This is a genomic window from Pelagibius sp. 7325, from assembly GCF_037652055.1.
Taxonomy (GTDB): Bacteria; Pseudomonadota; Alphaproteobacteria; order Kiloniellales; family Kiloniellaceae; genus Pelagibius.
On the sequence record NZ_JBBKAH010000015.1, the window covers coordinates 79,828 to 95,536 of the forward strand.

The following is a 15,709-nucleotide window of genomic DNA, read 5'->3' on the forward strand; positions in this document are numbered from 1 at the left end:
CTCAGTGATAGCCCTCCTCGGGATCGACCTTGCCGCGGAACACCCAGTAGGCGTAGCCGGTGTAGGCCAGGATGATGGGGATCAGCACGACCGCGCCGACCAGCAGGAACGCGAGGCTCTCATCGGGAGCGGCGGCCTGCCAGATGGTTACGCTGGGGGGCACCATGTAGGGATAGAAGCTGATGCCGATGCCCGCGAAGCACAGCACGAAGAGCGCCAGGGACGCGAGGAAGGGCTGCGCCTGGCGATGGTCGATGAGGCCGCGGAACAGCAGCCACGCGCAGGCCGCCACCAGCAGCGGCACGACGATGCTGAAGATCAGCGTCGGCCAGGCGAACCAGCGCTCGAGGAAAACCGGGTTGAGGAACGGCGTCCACAGGCTGACCACGGCGATGAGGCCCAGCGTGGCCAGGCCGGCGATCCAGGCGAAGCGCCGGGCGCGGTGGTAGAGCGATCCCTCGGTCTTCATCACCAGCCAAGTGGCGCCGAGCAGCGCGTAGCCGACCACCAGGGCAGCGCCGGTCAGCAGGCTGAACGGCGTCAGCCAGTCCCACCAGCCGCCGGCATAGGCGCGGTTGGCCACCTCGATGCCCTGCACCAGGGCGCCGAGGGTGATGCCCTGGGCGAAGGCGGCGACGAGCGAGCCGCCGGCAAAGCCCCAGTCCCAGAGGAACTTGCCGCGCACCGTGCGGTGGCGGAACTCGAACGAGACGCCGCGGAAGATGAGGCCCAGCAGCATGGCGATGAGCGGCGCGTAGAGCGCCGGCAGGATGGTCGCGTAAGCCAGCGGAAAGACCGCGAAGAGACCGCCGCCGCCCAGCACCAGCCAGGTCTCGTTGCCGTCCCACACCGGCGCCACCGAGTTCATGGCGACGTCGCGCTCGCGCCCCTTGTCGAACAGCGGAAACAGGATGCCGATGCCGAGGTCGAAGCCGTCCAGCACCACGTAGGCGAGCACGGCGAAGGCGATCAGCGCGGCCCAGATGAAAGGAAGATCCAGTTCCATGGTCGTCTCTCCCCTACTCCGCCGGATGGCTGCGGTGGCGCCCGGCCATGGCCGGCCCGGGCACGATGCCGGCCGCCCGCGACGGCCCGCTGTCCTCTTCGCCGCTGTCGCCTGAACGCGGCGGCTTCGCCATCAGGCGCAGCACGTAGAAGGTTCCCGCCCCGAACACGGCGAAATAGACCACGATGAAGGCGACCAGCGAGGTGGCGACCGCCGGCGCCTCCAGCGGCGAGGCCGACTGCGCCGTGGTCAGCAGGCCGTAGACGGTATAGGGCTGGCGGCCAACCTCGGTGGTGATCCAGCCGGCCAGCACGGCGGCAAAGCCGGCGGGCCCCATGGCGACGGCCGCGCGCTGCAGCCAGGGCGAGTCGTAAAGCCGCCCCCTCAGGCGCTGCAGCCCGCTCCACAGGCCGAGGCCGACCATCGCAAAGCCCAGCGCCACCATGATGCGGAAGCTCCAGAACACGATGGCGGAGAGCGGCCGCTCCTCCTTCGGCCAGGCCTTCAGGCCGTTCACCGTGCCGTTCCACTCATGGGTCAGGATCAGCGAGCCGAGATGCGGAATCTCGATCGCGTAGTCGGTCGTCTCGGTCTCGTCGTTCGGCAGCCCGAAGAGGATCAACGGCGCGCCCTCGATGGTCTCCTCCCAGTGGCCTTCCATGGCGGCGATCTTGGCCGGCTGGTGCTCCAGGGTGTTGAGGCCGTGCAGGTCGCCCGCCACCACCTGCAGGGGGGCGACGATCAGCGCCATCCACATGGCCATGGAGAACATGATGCGCGCGCCCTCGTCGCGGCTGTCGCGCAGCAGGTGCCAGGCGCCGACGCCGCCCACCACGAAGGCGGTGGTGAGATAGGCCGCCATCACCATGTGCACGAAGCGATAGGGAAAGGAGGGATTGAAGATCGCCGCCCACCAGTCTGTCGGCACGAACTGCCCGACCTCGTTGATCCCATAGCCGGCCGGCGTGTGCATCCATGAATTCGCCGACAGAATCCAGAACGCCGAGAACAGCGTGCCGACGGCGACCATCAGCGTGGCGAAGAAATGCAGCCGGGGGCCGACGCGCGTGAGGCCGAACAGCATGATGCCGAGGAAGCCGGCCTCCAGGAAGAAGGCGCTGAGCACCTCATAGCCCATCAGCGGCCCCAGGATCGGGCCGGTCTTATCCGAAAAAACGCTCCAGTTGGTGCCGAACTGGTAGCTCATGACGATGCCGGAGACGACGCCCATGCCGAAGACCACGGCGAAGATGGTTTTCCAGTAGTCGAAGACACGCATGTAGCGGTCGTTGCGGGTCCACAGCCACAGCCCCTCCAGCACCGCGAGATAGCTGGCCAGCCCGATGGTGAAGGCGGGGAAGATGATGTGGGCCGAGACGGTGAAGGCGAACTGGAAGCGCGCCAGGGTGATCGCAGAGTCGACGGCGGCAAGATCGCTCATATCAGAATCGCTTTCCCGTGACGTTCGTCGGAACTGGCGTGGGCGTATTCCCTAAGACTGGCATGGGCCGCTGGGGCCGCTGCAGAGGCCGTATCGTCACAGGGCGCATTTGCCGCAGGGATCATGTCGGCGTAATCGGTCGGCGCCCTTCTTTCTGTAACTAGGTCACAGGCGCAGCCGTTCCATCAAGAAGTTCCATCGGCGCGGCGTTATGACGCGCCCGATGCATCCTACGGCAGGATCTCGCCCTTGTGGTCGACGATGAAGCGACGCAAGACCTCGGCCGCCTTGGTCAGTTCACGGTCGGCACGGTGGATCAGGAACCACTGGCGCACCAGCGGCAGGCCCTCGGCCTGCAGCAGCGCCAGCTTGCCCTCGGCCAGCTCGCTGTGACAGGTGTGCGCCGAGATGATGGCGATGCCGAGGCCCGCCATCACCGCCTGCTTGATGGTCTCGTTGGTGCCCATCTCCACCGTGTTGAAGCTGCGCCCGCCGCCGATGCGCTCGAGGAAGCGGCCCATCAGCAGGCGCGTGCCGGAGCCCTCCTCGCGCGCCAGGAAGGTCTCGCGCAGCAGATCCTCGGGCAGAATCTCCGGGTCGCCGACCAGCGGATGGTCGGGGGCCGCCACCAGCACGTGGGGATGGTCGCCCAGCACCTCGCGCTCGACGGCCACGTGGGCCGGCGGGCGCCCCATGATCAGCAGGTCGTATTCGCGCCGCTCCAGACCCTTGATGATCTCCGTGCGGTTGCCGATGGCCAGCCGCACCCGGATATCCGGATGATCCTGGCGGAACCGGGCGACGATGCCGGGGGCGAAGTACTTGCCGGTGCTGACCACCCCCAGGATCACTGAGCCGGTCGCGCCGCTGGCGAGTGCCTCAATCTTGACGCGGGCCCGCTCGATGACCTTTTCGATCTCGTCGGCGGCCTCCAGCAGTTCGCGCCCCACCTCGGTCGGCTCCGGCCCGTCGGGGTTCCTTTCGTAGATTGACTGGCCGACGATTTTCTCAAGGGATTTCAGATGGGTGGTAACCGCCGGCGGGGTCACGAAGAGGGCCTGGGCGGCCTGCGTCACCGAGCCCCTGCGGATGGTCGCAGCGAAGGCGCGGAGGTGCTTCAGGGAGAGGCTGCGGAAGTCGACCATAGTTTTTCTTAACATACATTCCATTTTTTTAAATTTTCTTTTTCTCCGTTTTCCCGGAGCATCCGCCTCCGGACAGCAAAAAAAGTCCACTGCCCCAAGCCCGCAGGGCCCGGCGGCAGCGCGTCCCAGAACAAGAACGCCGCCCGAAAGCGGCAAAAGAGCGGCCTGAACGGCCGCTCGGGAGGAAAAGGAAATGGTCGCCGTCGCGCGCCGCATTGCGTCCCCGATCGGTCAGTCCCTCTCGGCCTACCTCGCCGAGGCCACGGCGGCGGGCAGCCCGCAGCAGCGCGCCGTCGCCGCGACCGTCGCCGCCCTGGCCGGCGCCGCGGTGCAGATCTCCCGCCTCATCGCCGCGGGTCCCTATGGCGGCGCCCACGGCGAAACCGGGGGCAGCGCCAACGCCGACGGTGATGTCCAGGTCGCCCTCGACCTGCGCGCCAACGAGTTCGTCCTCGCCGCGCTGCACCGGGCGCCGGTCGCCTACTTCGCCTCCGAGGAAGAAGACGCCATCCTCACCCTGGCCGTCGACGGAACCGGCAAAGAAGAGCGGCTCGCCGTGGCGGTGGATCCGCTCGATGGCTCCTCCAACGTCGACGTGAACGTCTCGATCGGCACCATCTTCTCGATCTTCGGCGCATCGCCGCAAGGCGCCACCGCCTCGTTCTTCCGCCCAGGCCGGGCGCAACTCGCCGCCGGCTATTTCATCTACGGGCCCCATACCGACCTGGTACTGACGCTCGGCGACGGCGTCGACCTCTTCGTACTGGACCGGGAGAGCGGCGACTTCCACCTCGCGCGCAGTGCCGTCGTCATTCCGCCGCAGACCCGCGAGTTCGCCATCAACGCCTCCAACTACCGGCACTGGTTCGCGCCGATCCGCACCTTCATCGACGACTGCCTGGAGGGTGCCGACGGCCCGCGCGGCAAGAACTTCAACATGCGCTGGGTCGCGTCGTTGGTCGCCGAGACGCACCGCATCTTCTCGCGCAGCGGCGTGTTCCTCTACCCCTGCGACCGCCGCCCCGGCTACGAGAAGGGGCGCCTGCGCCTGCTCTACGAGGCCTTCCCCATCGCTTTGCTGGCCGAACAGGCCGGCGGCGCGGCGACCGACGGCATCGAGCCGATCCTCGACAAGGTTCCCGGCGAGCTGCACCAGCGCACGCCGCTGATCTTCGGCTCGGTCGAGAAAGTCCGGCGCATCACCGGCTACCACGTCGATCCCGCATTGGCGCGCGATCTTCCGCCGCTGTTTCGCGAGCGTGGCCTGTTCAGTTCCTGAGCGACTACCCCCTACCGGGATTTTTGCATCCATGTCCGTCAAGCATCCGATCATCTCCGTCGTCGGCTCCTCCGGGGCCGGAACCTCCACTGTCAAGCACACCTTCGACCAGATCTTCCGGCGCGAGGAGATCACTGCCGCCGCCATCGAGGGCGACGCCTACCACCGCTACGACCGCGCGGCGATGAAGGCGGAGCTGACACGGCGCAGCGCCGAGGGCGACCAGACCTTCAGTCACTTCTCCATCGAGGCCAACATCCTCGATGAGCTGGAGAGCACGTTCCGCCACTACGGCGAGACCGGCAAGGGCCGCACCAGGCACTACGTCCACAACGACGAGGAAGCCGACCGCTTCGGCGTGCCGCCGGGCCACTTCACCGACTGGCACGAATTCGGCGAGGGCTCCGACCTGCTGTTCTACGAGGGCCTGCACGGCGCGGTGAAGACACCGCAGATCGACATCGCCGGCCAGGCGGACCTCAAAATCGGCGTGGTGCCGGTGATCAATCTGGAATGGATTCAGAAGATCCACCGCGACCGTGCCTCGCGCGGCTACACCACCGAGGCGGTGACCGACACCATCCTGCGCCGCATGCACTCCTACGTGCACGTGATCTGCCCGCAGTTCACCGAGACCGACATCAACTTCCAGCGCGTGCCGGTGGTCGACACCTCGAACCCCTTCATCGCGCGCTGGATCCCGACGGCCGGCGAGTCGCTGGTGGTGATCCGCTTCAAGTCCCCGCGCGGCATCGACTTCCCCTACCTGGTCTCGATGATCCAGGGCAGCTGGATGAGCCGCGCCAACTCCATCGTCATCCCCGGCGACAGGATGGATCTCGCCATGCAGCTGATCCTGACGCCGATGATCATCCGCCTCGTCGAGCGCGGCCGCCGCGCGAAATGAATCCAAGGAGCCACGCGATGTCCCCCCTGCAGACCGCAGCCGCAGCCGCAACCCCAGCCCGGGCAGAATTTGTCCAGCACCCCGCGCCCGCCACCGCCGAGATGGCCAAGGCGATCCGCGTCCTGGCCATGGACGCCGTGCAGAAGGCCAACTCCGGCCACCCCGGCATGCCGATGGGCATGGCTGACGTTGCAACGGTGCTGTTCACCGAGTTCATGAAGTTCGATCCCCAGGACCCGCAGTGGCCGGACCGCGACCGCTTCGTGCTCTCCGCCGGCCACGGATCCATGCTGCTCTATGCGCTCTTGCACCTGACCGGCTACGCCGACATGACGCTGGAGGAGCTGAAGAACTTCCGCCAGCTCGGCGCGCGCACCGCGGGGCATCCGGAATTCGGCCATGCCGCCGGCATCGAGGTGACCACCGGGCCGCTCGGCCAGGGCATCGCCACCGCCGTCGGCCTGGCCCTGGGCGAGCGCATGATGGCGGCGCAGTTCGGCGCGGATCTGGTCGACCACCACACCTACGTGCTGGCCGGCGACGGCTGCCTGATGGAGGGCATCAGCCACGAGGCCATCGATCTCGCCGGGCACCTGAAGCTTTCCAAGCTCATCGTCCTCTTCGACGACAACGCGATCTCGATCGACGGGCCGACCTCCCTCGCCACCTCCATGGACCAGCCCGCCCGCTTCGCCGCGGCCGGCTGGTCCGTCTTTCGCGTCGACGGGCACGAGCCGGGCGCGATCTACGACGCCATCGCCGCCGCGAAGCGCAGCGACCGGCCGAGCCTCATCGCCTGCAAGACGGTCATCGGCTACGGCGCGCCGAACAAGCAGGGCAGCGCCGCCACCCACGGATCGCCGCTGGGCGAGGCGGAGATCGCCGCGGCGCGCCGGCAGCTCGGCTGGTGCCACGGTCCCTTCGAGGTTCCCGAACACATCCGCCATGGCTGGCTGGAGGCCGGACGGCGCGGCCGCCGCGAGCGCGAGGCCTGGGGGCAGCGCCTCGAGGCGAGCCCTCGGCGCGGCGCCTTCGTCACGCGCGTTGCCGGCGACCTGCCGGCCGATCTCGGCAAGATCGTCGACGGCCTGAAGCAGCGGTTCAGCAGCGAGAAGCCGGCGCTCGCCACGCGGCAATCGTCGCAGCAGGTTCTGGAGGCCCTGGTGCCGGCGGTGCCGGGCCTCATCGGCGGCTCGGCCGATCTGACCGGCTCCGTCGGGACCAAGACCGCGGCCTACAAGCCTGTCAGTGCGGACGACTTCTCCGGCAGCTACATCCACTACGGCGTGCGCGAGCACGGCATGGCCGCGGCGATGAACGGCCTCGCCCTGCACGGCGGCTTCATCCCCTTCGGCGGCACCTTCCTCGCCTTTGCCGACTATTGCCGCCCGGCGATCCGTCTCGCGGCCCTCATGGGCATCCGCGTCATCCACGTGATGACACACGATTCCATCGGCCTCGGCGAGGACGGCCCGACCCACCAGCCGGTCGAGCAGCTCGCTTCCCTGCGCGCCATCCCCAACCTCAAGGTCTTCCGCCCCTGCGACGCGGTGGAGACAGCGGAGGCCTGGGCCTGCGCCCTGGAAAACACGGACGGACCCTCGGTGCTCTGCCTGACGCGCCAGGGGCTGCCCACCCTGCGGACCCGGCACGTCGACGAAAACCTGGCGGCGCGCGGCGCCTACGTGCTGCGCGAGGTCGCCGAGCTGCGCGACGTCACCCTGCTGGCGACCGGCTCCGAGGTGTCGCTCGCCATCGACGCGGCCGACCGGCTGGCGCTCGAAGGCATCCGCGCCGCCGTGGTTTCGATGCCGTGCTGGGAACTGTTCAAGCAGCAGTCCGCCGCCTACCGCGCCGACGTGCTGGGCAGCGCGCCCCGCGTCGCCGTGGAGGCCGCCACCCGCAACGACTGGGACCAGTGGATCACGCCGGAAGGCGGCTTCGTCGGCATGACCGGCTTCGGCGCTTCCGCTCCCGCCGAGCAGCTCTACGAGCACTTCGGTATCACCGCCGCCGCCGTGGCCGCCGCCGCGCGCGACCTCGTGAACTGAGCGCCCCCGGGAAACGGGCCTCGCGCGCAAGAGAGAAAGGAGACCTTCGATGGCACGCATCACCCTGCGGCAGCTTCTCGACCACGCCGCCGAGCGCGGCTACGGCCTGCCCGCCTTCAACGTGAACAACATGGAGCAGATCCTGGCGATCATGAACGCCGCCGCCGCGGTCGATGCGCCGGTCATCCTGCAGGCCAGCCGCGGCGCCCGCTCCTACGCCGGCGACGTGATGATCCGCAAGATGGTCGAGGCGGTCGAGGAGATGCATCCGCGCATCCCGGTCTGCGTCCACCAGGACCACGGCAACAGCGAGTCCACCTGCTACTCCGCCATGCAGCAGGGCTTCACCTCGGTGATGATGGACGGCTCGCTGGAGGCTGACGCCAAAACCCCGGCCAGCTACGACTACAATGTCGCCATCACCCGCAAGGTGACCGAGACCGCCCATGCCATCGGCGTTTCGGTGGAGGGCGAGCTCGGCGTGCTCGGCTCGCTGGAGACCGGCGAGGGCGAGCAGGAGGACGGCCACGGCGCCGAGGGCAAGCTCAGCCGCGCGCAGCTGCTGACCGATCCGGACCAGGCGGTCGACTTCGTATCCCGCACCAGGGTCGACGCCCTCGCCATCGCCATGGGCACCTCGCACGGCGCCTACAAGTTCTCGCGCCGGCCGGACGGCGAGATCCTCGCCATGGACGTGGTGCAGGCGATCCACGAGAAGCTGCCGAACATTCACCTGGTCATGCACGGCTCCTCCTCCGTCCCGCAGGAGCTGCAGGAGCTCTTCAACAAGTTCGGTGGCGCGATGCCGCAGACCTGGGGCGTCCCGGTCGAGGAGATCCAGCGCGGCATCAAGTACGGCGTGCGCAAGGTCAACATCGACACCGACTGCCGCCTGGCCATCACCGGCCAGTTCCGCCGCGTCGCCATGGAGAACAAGGCGGAGTTCGACCCGCGCAAGTTCCTGAAGCCCTCCCTGGACGCCATGGAGCAGCTCTGCCGCGACCGCTTCGAGCAGTTCGGCGCCGCCGGCCAGGCTTCCCGCATCACCCCCCTGCCGCTCGCCGCCATGGCCGAGCGCTACCGCAGCGGCGTCCTGGACCCGCAGATCGCCGCCGCCACCAAGGCCGCCTGACGGCGCCCCTCAAGAAGGAGACACCCCGTGACCCTCATGGATACGAAATCGCAGACCGTCACCGGCAAGGACCGCTACAAGTCCGGCGTGATGGAATACAAGAAGATGGGCTACTGGGAGCCCGACTACGAGCCCAAGGACACCGACATCCTGGCGCTGTTCCGCATCACCCCGCAGGACGGCGTCGACCCCATCGAGGCCGCCGCGGCCGTCGCCGGGGAGAGCTCCACGGCAACGTGGACGGTGGTATGGACCGACCGGCTGACGGCGGCGGAGAAGTACCGCGCCAAGGCCTACCGCGTCGACCCCGTGCCCAACGCCGAGGGCCAGTACTTCGCCTACATCGCCTACGATCTCGATCTCTTCGAGGCCGGCTCCATCGCCAACCTGACGGCCTCGATCATCGGCAACGTGTTCGGCTTCAAGCCGCTGAAAGGCCTGCGCCTGGAGGACATGCGCTTTCCGGTCGCCTACGTGAAGACCTTCCAGGGCCCGGCCACCGGCATCGTGGTGGAGCGCGAGCGGCTCGACAAGTTCGGCCGGCCCCTGCTGGGCGCCACGGTGAAGCCGAAGCTCGGCCTCTCCGGGCGCAACTACGGCCGCGTGGTCTACGAGGCCCTCAAAGGCGGCCTAGACTTCACCAAGGACGACGAGAACATCAACTCGCAGCCCTTCATGCACTGGCGCGAGCGCTTCCTCTACTGCATGGAGGCGGTGAACAAGGCCCAGGCGGCGACCGGCGAGATGAAGGGCACTTACCTGAACGTCACCGCCGCGACGATGGAGGATATGTACGAGCGTGCCGAGTTCGCCAAGGATCTCGGCTCCTGCATCGTCATGATCGACCTGGTGATCGGCTACACCGCGATCCAGTCGATGGCCAAGTGGGCGCGCCGGAACGACATGATCCTGCACCTGCACCGTGCCGGACATTCCACCTACACCCGGCAGAAGACTCACGGCGTGTCGTTCCGCGTCATCGCCAAGTGGATGCGCCTCGCCGGCGTCGACCACATCCACGCCGGCACCGTGGTCGGCAAGCTGGAGGGCGACCCGGCCACCACCAAGGGCTACTACGACATCTGCCGCGAGGAGTTCAATCCGACGGCGCTGGAGAACGGCATCTTCTTCGACCAGAACTGGGCCAGCCTCAACAAGCTGATGCCGGTCGCCTCCGGCGGCATCCATGCCGGCCAGATGCACCAGCTGCTCGACCTCTTGGGCGAGGACGTGGTGCTGCAGTTCGGCGGCGGCACCATCGGCCATCCCATGGGCATCGCCGCCGGCGCGACGGCCAACCGCGTCGCCCTGGAGTGCATGGTGCTGGCGCGCAACGAGGGCCGCGACATCGTCAATGAAGGCCCCGACATCCTGGCCGCCGCCGCCAAGACCTGCAGCCCGCTGCAGCAGGCACTGGAGACCTGGAAGAACGTCACCTTCAACTATGCCTCGACCGACTCGCCGGACTTCGTGCCGACCGTGACGGCTGCTGAATAAGGAGCAAAACTATGCGTGTTACCCCCATGCGTATTACTCAGGGAGCTTTCTCCTTCCTGCCGGATCTGACCAACGCGCAGATCACGAAGCAGGTGCAGTACTGCCTCGACAACGGCTGGGCGGTGAACCTGGAGTTCACCGACGATCCGCACCCGCGCAACACCTACTGGGACATGTGGGGCCACCCGATGTTCGACGTGAAGGACGCCGCGGGCGTGCTCTACGAGCTGAACGAGTGCCGCAAGGTCTACGGCGACAGCCACTACATCCGCATGTCGGCTTTCGACGCCAGCCACGGCTGGGAATCGGTGAAGCTCTCCTTCATCGTGAATCGGCCCAAGGCGGAGGAAGCCGGCTTCTGGCTGCAGCGCACCGAAACGCAAGGCCGCAACATCCGCTACACCACCCACCCCTACGCCACCCGCAAGCCGGAGGGCGAGCGCTACACCTGAGGGCTCCCCTCAAGACCCTCAGGATGCCGGCGGGCGGCGGTGCTACCCTGCTGCCGCCGCCCGTCATTCCTCAAGCGAGAGGTGACGCATGACCCGTGCCGAGAGCGTGACTGAAGTCAGCGAAACCGCGATCGACCTCAAGGCCGAGTACGAGTCCTCCGGCGTGAAGGACGTGCTGGAGGAGCTCGACCGCGATCTCATCGGCCTCGCGCCGGTGAAGAAGCGGATCCGCGAGACCGCCGCGCTGCTGCTGGTCGAGCGTGCGAGGAAGCGCCTCGGCCTCGCCCAGCAGACGCCGACCCTGCACATGTCCTTCACCGGCAACCCCGGCACCGGCAAGACCACGGTGGCGCTGAAGATGGCCGACCTGCTGCACCGCCTCGGCTACGTGCGCAAGGGCCACCTGGTGACGGTGACGCGCGACGACCTGGTCGGCCAGTACATCGGCCACACGGCGCCCAAGACCAAGGAAATCCTCAAGAAGACAATGGGCGGCGTGCTGTTCATCGACGAGGCCTACTACCTCTACCGCCCGGAGAACGAGCGCGACTACGGCCAGGAGGCCATCGAGATCCTGCTGCAGGTGATGGAGAACCAGCGCGACGATCTCGTCGTGATTCTTGCCGGCTATGCCGACCGCATGGACCGCTTCTTCGAGAGTAATCCCGGCTTCCGCTCGCGCATCGCCCACCACATCGACTTTCCGGACTATTCCGACGGCGAGCTGTTCCGCATCGCCGGGCACATGCTGGCGGAGCAGAACTACACGCTGACAGCAGGCGCGGAGGCCGCGCTGAAGGACTATATCGCCGCGCGCCGTGGACAGCCGCACTTCGCCAACGCGCGCTCGATCCGCAACGCGCTGGACCGCACGCGCCTGCGCCAGGCCAACCGCCTCTTCGAGAGCGCCGCGGGGCCGCTGGATGCCGCGGCGCTCTCGGCCATCGATGCCGAGGACATCCGCGCCAGCCGGGTCTTTGCGGGCGGTCTTAAGGGAGGCGGTCTGAACGGTGCCAAGGATTCTGCATCATGAAAGCGCCCTTCAACGCAGTCGTCTTCGATCTCGACGGCACCCTGGTCGACAGTGCCGCCGACCTGCAGGCCGCCGCCAACCGGCTGATGCGGCAGAACGACCTGCCGGAGCTGGACCGCGCGACGGTGACCAGCTTCATCGGCAACGGCATCGCGCGCCTGGTCGAGCGCTGCTTCCAGCGCAACGGCATCGTGCCCGGAGATCTGCCGTCGCAGGTCGCCCGCTTTCAGCTCTACTACGCCGAGGAGGAACACCGCCGCACCCGCTTCATGCCCGGCGCCGAAGCGGCGCTCAGGCGGCTCGCCGCCAGCGGCGTCACGCTCGGCCTCTGCACCAACAAGGATACCGGGCCGACGCTGGCCATCCTGCGCCGCCTGCATGCCGAGGGCCTGTTCACCGCGGTGGTCGGCGGCGACAGCGGCCTCGCCAAGAAGCCGGACCCGGCACCGCTGCTGGCCTGCATCTCGGCCTGCGGTGCAAAGCCGGAGGACGCGCTCTACGTCGGCGACAGCGAGACCGACGCGCAGACCGCGGGCTTTGCCAAGGTTTCCTTCGTGCTGTTCACCGAGGGCTACCGCGCCTCGCCCTGCGCGGCGCTCAGCCACGACGCCAGCTTCGCGCACTTCGCGCTGCTGCCGCAGGTGATCGCCGCGCTCGCCGCCCGGCGCGATGCCGACGGCCGCGTCATCCCCTTCCCCGGCCCGGCCCGCACCGCGGTTTAGAAAAGCGCGGTTTTAGAGGAACCCGGCGCCGGCCAGGCCGTCCCACACCAGCTTCAGGCCGGTCAGCGCCAGGAAGGCGTAGCAGGCGGTATAGAACAGTCCGGTCGGCACGCGGTGGTGCAGCCAGATGCCGGCCAGGATTCCGGCGACGGCGACCGGGAACAGCGCGGCCGAGGTCGCCAGGTTCTCCCCCGTGAACAGGCCGAGGCCGGCGTAGGGCACCAGCTTCACGTAGTTCACCAGCAGAAAAAACCCAACGGTCGTCGCCTGATAGCGGGTTTTCTCAAGACCCAGCGGCAGCAGATAAACGTTCACCGGCGGCCCGCCGGCATGCGCGGTGAAGGAGGTGAAGCCGGAAACCGCGCCCCAGAACCAGCCGCTGGCCGGCCCGGGCGCCGGCGCGGCCGATCGTTTACCATGTAAACGATTTTTCCAGTAGTTGGCGGCAAAGCCGAGGGCGATGGCGCCGACCAGCAGGCGGATCGACCACGGCGCCATGAGATGGAAGGTGAGCGTACCCACCGCGATGCCGATGACCGCGGCCAGCGCCAGGCGGCGCAGCACCGGTCCGTCCCACTTGCGCCAGTAGGCCCAGACGCCGACCAGGTCCATGAGGCAGAGGATCGGCAGCATGATGGCGGCGACCTGCACCGGCGGCAGCACCAGCGCCATCATCGGCACCGCCACCACGCCGAGCCCGGCGCCGAAGCCGCCCTTGGAAATGCCGGCGATCAGCACGGCGGGCACCGCGGCGCAGTAGAACCAGGGATCGGCGATCATGGGTAAGCGGTCGACTCGGGCGGGAAAAATCGGAATGGAACCTGCGAACGCATCAGACTGGCGCAGAACGGCGCAGGCGGCAATGGCGATTGCCCAGCCCGCCCCCGGCCCTGGACCGCACCGGCTAGCGGTGTCATGCTGGCGCGGTCGATCACCCCTTGAGGGAGGTGTTGATGGTGCGCACAAGACGCCGCGCCGCCCCGGCTGCGTTGGCCGCTACGTTGGCGGCTGCATTGCTGATTGCCACCCTGCGGGCTCAGCCAACGCAAGCGCAGCAGGATCTCGCCGTCGACCTGGAGCTGGTGCTGGCGGTCGACGTGTCGCTCTCCATCGATACCGGCGAAGCGCGGCTGCAGCGCCAGGGCTACGTCGAGGCCTTCCGCGATCCCGACGTGCTGCAGGCGATCCGCGGCGGCATCCTGGGGCGCATCGCCGTCACCTATTTCGAGTGGGCCAACTCGGCGCACACCCACATGGTGGTCGGCTGGACGGTGATCGATTCCGAGGCGAGCGCCGAGACCTTCGCCGCCGCGCTGGCCAAGCGCCGTCCGGGCCCGGCGCATTACACCTCGATCAGCGGCGCCATCGACTTCGGCGCGCGGCTGTTCGACGACAACGGCTTCGAGGGCACGCGCCAGGTGATCGACGTCTCCGGCGACGGGCCGAACAATTGGGGCGACCTGGTGGTCCATGCGCGCGACCGCGCGGTGGACAAAGGCATCACCATCAACGGCCTGCCGATCCTGGACCCGGATCCCGGGCCCTACGCGCGCTACAACATCCCGAACCTGGACCTCTACTTCCGCGACTGCGTGATCGGCGGCCCGGCCGCCTTCATCGTGGCGGCCGAGGGCTTCGACTCCTTCGCCAGCGCGATCCGCCGCAAGCTGATCCTGGAGATCGCCGGCCTCACGCCCGCGCGCGAGCCCGCGCAAGGGCCCGCGCAAGGATCGGAGAGACACGCGCTGCATGCCGTAACGCCGCGCCTGCAGCTTGCGCAGTTCAGCGGCCAGACCGAAGCGCCCCTCGGCCAATACGAGGCGGAAGGCGCGCGCGTCGCCCCGCCCTGCGACATCGGCGAACAGCTGCTGCGCTCCAGGCAGGAGGATTTTTAGCGCCCTCCCCGAATCCTCTTCGTAATACGAGAAGCTGGCACTGGCTCCCGGGAACGCTACTATGGCGGGAATGCGCAACGGCGCGCCTCGACCCCCTGGGTCGCCATAGGACGCGCCCAAGAAGGCTGCTAGGGGGGGTTGTAGTGCCGAAAACCTGGATGGTGCGCGCCTGGAGAGGCGGGCGCTACTTCGATCTCTTCAAGGACAATGCCGTCGTCGCCATCGGCTGGTCCGATATCGGACCGCTGGATGCGCTGAAAACCCGAGAAGAGATCACCGAACGCCTCACCCGCGAATGGCCGGAGTGGCACCCACAAAAAATCAGCATGACCGCGGGGCAGCTGTTTCGCTTTCGGTACGAAATGCAAAGAGGGGACCGCGTCGTTACCTACGACCCGGGCCGGCGGGTTTACCTGCTGGGGACGATATCCGGCGACTACCGCTATGATCCGAAGCTGGATAACGACGCCATGAACGCGCGCCCGGTGCAATGGGAGGGCGAGATCTCGCGCGACCTGCTGAGCGTCGCCACCAAGAACAGCCTCGGCGCCATCTCCACCCTCTTCCTGCTGCCCCCGGAGGCCGCCGCCGATCTGGAACGCGCCCTCGGCACGCAGCAACCGGTCCCGCAAAGCGCGTCGGAGGAAACCGACGCCGGGGAAAGCGACCTCTTCAAGGACGTCCAGGATCGCAGCATCGAGTTCATCAAGGACCACGTCTCGCGCCTGGACTGGGACGCCATGCAGGAACTGGTCGCCGGCCTGCTGCGCGCCATGGGCTACAAGACGCGGGTCTCGCCCTCGGGGCCCGACCGCGGCAAGGACATCGTCGCCTCGCCCGACGGCTTCGGCTTCGAATCGCCGCGCATCGTGGTGGAGGTGAAGCATCGCGGCCAGACCATGGGCTCACAGGAAATCCGCAGCTTCCTGGGCGGCCGCCACCCGGAGGACAAGGGCCTCTACGTCAGCACCGGCGGCTTCACCAAGGACGCCTACTACGAGGCGGAACGGGCCAGCATTCCCATCACCCTCATGACCCTCGACGACCTGGTCGATGCCCTGCTGGAGCATTACGAGAACCTGGACATCGAGAGCAAGCAACTGCTACCGCTGAAGAAGATCTACTGGCCGGCGTGAGAGCATCAATGCC

The 15,709-nt window shown here is 67.8% G+C and carries 14 protein-coding genes; 10 read left to right on the forward strand and 4 right to left on the reverse strand.

Features of this window, described 5'->3' with window-relative positions:
• Position 1: 1 nt before the first annotated feature.
• The 3 genes from cydB to WDC82_RS24525 all read right to left on the reverse strand — a co-directional run bounded on the left by cydB (position 2) and on the right by WDC82_RS24525 (position 3,592).
• Entirely contained in the window at positions 2 to 1,006 is a 1,005-nt protein-coding gene (gene cydB, locus WDC82_RS24515) for a cytochrome d ubiquinol oxidase subunit II (protein ID WP_340120076.1), read from the reverse strand.
• A gap of 13 nt (positions 1,007 to 1,019) precedes the next feature.
• On the reverse strand, positions 1,020 to 2,447 hold the full coding sequence (locus WDC82_RS24520; RefSeq protein ID WP_340120077.1) for a cytochrome ubiquinol oxidase subunit I: 1,428 nt from the start codon (positions 2,445 to 2,447) through the stop codon (positions 1,020 to 1,022).
• 230 nt (positions 2,448 to 2,677) lie between these two features.
• On the reverse strand, positions 2,678 to 3,592 hold the full coding sequence (locus tag WDC82_RS24525) for a LysR substrate-binding domain-containing protein (RefSeq protein WP_340120078.1): 915 nt from the start codon (positions 3,590 to 3,592) through the stop codon (positions 2,678 to 2,680).
• 193 nt (positions 3,593 to 3,785) lie between these two features.
• On the opposite strand from WDC82_RS24525, the gene WDC82_RS24530 reads away from it, so the two are divergent.
• The 8 genes from WDC82_RS24530 (at position 3,786) to WDC82_RS24565 (ending at position 12,665) form a co-directional block, all read left to right on the forward strand.
• Positions 3,786 to 4,871 (forward strand): class 1 fructose-bisphosphatase, encoded by a 1,086-nt coding sequence (locus WDC82_RS24530; protein WP_340120079.1) that lies wholly within the window; start codon positions 3,786 to 3,788, stop codon positions 4,869 to 4,871.
• A gap of 31 nt (positions 4,872 to 4,902) precedes the next feature.
• Positions 4,903 to 5,778: a phosphoribulokinase gene (locus tag WDC82_RS24535; protein WP_340120080.1), complete on the forward strand. Its 876-nt coding sequence runs from the start codon at positions 4,903 to 4,905 to the stop codon at positions 5,776 to 5,778.
• A gap of 101 nt (positions 5,779 to 5,879) precedes the next feature.
• The gene (tkt, locus tag WDC82_RS24540) at positions 5,880 to 7,829 is read left to right on the forward strand and encodes a transketolase (RefSeq protein WP_340120138.1); all 1,950 of its coding nucleotides are present in this window, start codon (positions 5,880 to 5,882) and stop codon (positions 7,827 to 7,829) included.
• A 49-nt stretch (positions 7,830 to 7,878) separates the two neighbouring features.
• The gene (fba, locus tag WDC82_RS24545) at positions 7,879 to 8,961 is read left to right on the forward strand and encodes a class II fructose-bisphosphate aldolase (protein ID WP_340120081.1); all 1,083 of its coding nucleotides are present in this window, start codon (positions 7,879 to 7,881) and stop codon (positions 8,959 to 8,961) included.
• A 36-nt stretch (positions 8,962 to 8,997) separates the two neighbouring features.
• Complete coding sequence (locus tag WDC82_RS24550; protein ID WP_340120139.1) at positions 8,998 to 10,458, forward strand: form I ribulose bisphosphate carboxylase large subunit; 1,461 nt, start codon at positions 8,998 to 9,000, stop codon at positions 10,456 to 10,458.
• Positions 10,459 to 10,469: 11 nt separating this feature from the next.
• Entirely contained in the window at positions 10,470 to 10,910 is a 441-nt protein-coding gene (locus WDC82_RS24555; RefSeq protein ID WP_340120082.1) for a ribulose bisphosphate carboxylase small subunit, read from the forward strand.
• A gap of 88 nt (positions 10,911 to 10,998) precedes the next feature.
• Positions 10,999 to 11,943, forward strand: coding sequence for a CbbX protein (gene cbbX, locus WDC82_RS24560; RefSeq protein ID WP_340120083.1), 945 nt, complete (start codon positions 10,999 to 11,001; stop codon positions 11,941 to 11,943).
• Positions 11,940 to 12,665, forward strand: a complete 726-nt coding sequence (locus tag WDC82_RS24565; RefSeq protein WP_340120084.1) for an HAD-IA family hydrolase — start codon at positions 11,940 to 11,942, stop codon at positions 12,663 to 12,665. Before cbbX ends, WDC82_RS24565 begins: the two co-directional genes overlap by 4 nt.
• A gap of 12 nt (positions 12,666 to 12,677) precedes the next feature.
• On the opposite strand, the gene WDC82_RS24570 is transcribed toward WDC82_RS24565, so the two are convergent.
• On the reverse strand, positions 12,678 to 13,445 hold the full coding sequence (locus WDC82_RS24570) for a sulfite exporter TauE/SafE family protein (RefSeq protein ID WP_340120085.1): 768 nt from the start codon (positions 13,443 to 13,445) through the stop codon (positions 12,678 to 12,680).
• Between the two features lie 173 nt (positions 13,446 to 13,618).
• Here WDC82_RS24570 and WDC82_RS24575 point away from each other — a divergent pair, with 173 nt between their 5' ends.
• Both WDC82_RS24575 and WDC82_RS24580 read left to right on the forward strand, forming a co-directional pair.
• Positions 13,619 to 14,560 (forward strand): DUF1194 domain-containing protein, encoded by a 942-nt coding sequence (locus WDC82_RS24575; protein WP_340120086.1) that lies wholly within the window; start codon positions 13,619 to 13,621, stop codon positions 14,558 to 14,560.
• Between the two features lie 143 nt (positions 14,561 to 14,703).
• The gene (locus tag WDC82_RS24580) at positions 14,704 to 15,696 is read left to right on the forward strand and encodes a restriction endonuclease (RefSeq protein WP_340120087.1); all 993 of its coding nucleotides are present in this window, start codon (positions 14,704 to 14,706) and stop codon (positions 15,694 to 15,696) included.
• The last annotated feature ends 13 nt before the right edge of the window (positions 15,697 to 15,709 follow it).